The following is a 1551-nucleotide window of genomic DNA, read 5'->3' on the forward strand; positions in this document are numbered from 1 at the left end:
GGGGAAGCATAAAAAGGTCGCGCTGACGGCCGCAATGAGGAAGTTTTTGACGATTCTGAATGCCATGGTACGGGATGACCGGGAGTGGGCGCACTAAATATTTTCGCTAGCGCTTGAACCACAGTCGCTTGTTATACCGATTTATGAGATGTGGCAAGGCCGACTCCAAATACCATGTAGAAACTTCCACTTACCCGGCTTATAAGCTTGCTGCCTCTCGGTGTTGATAGGCCAGATTTTGCTGCCTTTAAAAATATGGCATAAGTACAATGAACTATAACAACTAGAAAGCTAAACGTTAAAGCCAGCGCAATAAATTGAGCTTGATAATTTTCACTTGGTGTTATGAATTGTGGGAACAACGCCATGAAAAAGAAAATTGGCTTTGGGTTTAATAATGTAATAAGAAATCCTTCTGCAAATCTCAGTTTATGACTCTTTTGTTTTGTTTGGATCTGTAGATCAAATGTTGACGATAATCGCCACATTTTAATGCCTAAATATATAAGGTAAGCAGCACCAATGAACTTAAATATAGTGAAAGCCATTGCAGAAGCTGCAAGAATAGCAGCTAGTGTGGTTGCAGAAATTGTAGCAATACAAAGCATCCCGCCAGAGATACCTAAGATTCCAGGGATTGCCCCCAAAAATCCATAACGTAGAACATTTGTGATAGTAAGAACCACGCCTGGACCGGGGCTAGCAATTGTTGCTGATGCTATTGCAACATATAGAAGGTATTGTTCCATATTTATCCTATTTAGGTATAACGCTCGGCTCTGGGGCGTGGTGATGGTTGGCTGCTTTTCAAGCCAAGCTTTACCACGTCCCTAGCAGCCGCTTGTTAGCTTTAACCTCTGACCGGGCACTTTACCAGTGCGGACTCTACGCCAGAAATAACTTTATTAAATTCGCTTTCATCTAATTCGAATACCACGCCCCACTCGGATGGCCGTTGGCCAAACTGCTTTAGATCGAAGTTTGGTTTCAGCTCGTAGCTTAGATGGATTGATATTCTCACCGAACTATCTGTACAAGCTAGAAACTCAAATTCCAAGCAAGGCTCGGTAAAACAGAGTCGCGCGTAACGCGGTAACCTTCGCTCAGAGAGACATCTAAACCATTCAAGAATGCTCAGCAATTCTGTAGTTTCGAGCGCCGGATCCTCTGCTTCAAAGGTATCTTCATCCTGCTTGACGATTACTTTGATGATACACCAGTCATCCTTTGGGCTTTCGGGAAACTGGTAGCCTTCAACGGATAACTCTAGCTCTACTTTATTTTCTACATTACTTAATTTGAACATATTTCTTTCAGCTACGGAAAGCTAACGCCCACAGCAGGGGCAGACAATGCTAAGCACATATTGTGCTAAAAAGGGAGCGCAGCGACCAGCACAATATGTGCTTAGCGTTGACTGTCCCGTGGAGGCGCGAAGCGCCGGAAGGGACTTAACCCGATTTTGCACACACCATGTTGTTAGCAATTGATTTTACACTCAAATTCATGCGGTGATACATACCCAATAGACGAGTGCGACCTCTGAGTGTT

At 43.8% G+C, this 1551-nt stretch carries 2 protein-coding genes; both read right to left on the minus strand.

The window, feature by feature from the left end; genetic code table 11:
- Positions 1-131: 131 nt before the first annotated feature.
- Positions 132-749 carry a LysE family translocator gene (locus IG627_RS20565; protein ID WP_193195172.1) on the minus strand — a complete coding sequence of 206 codons (618 nt, stop codon included), beginning with the start codon at positions 747-749 and terminating at the stop codon, positions 132-134.
- A gap of 101 nt (positions 750-850) precedes the next feature.
- Positions 851-1306 carry a WapI family immunity protein gene (locus tag IG627_RS20570; protein ID WP_193195174.1) on the minus strand — a complete coding sequence of 152 codons (456 nt, stop codon included), beginning with the start codon at positions 1304-1306 and terminating at the stop codon, positions 851-853.
- Between the last annotated feature and the right edge of the window lie 245 nt (positions 1307-1551).

This window comes from Microbulbifer taiwanensis, assembly GCF_014904815.1.
Taxonomy (GTDB): Bacteria; Pseudomonadota; Gammaproteobacteria; order Pseudomonadales; family Cellvibrionaceae; genus Microbulbifer; species Microbulbifer taiwanensis.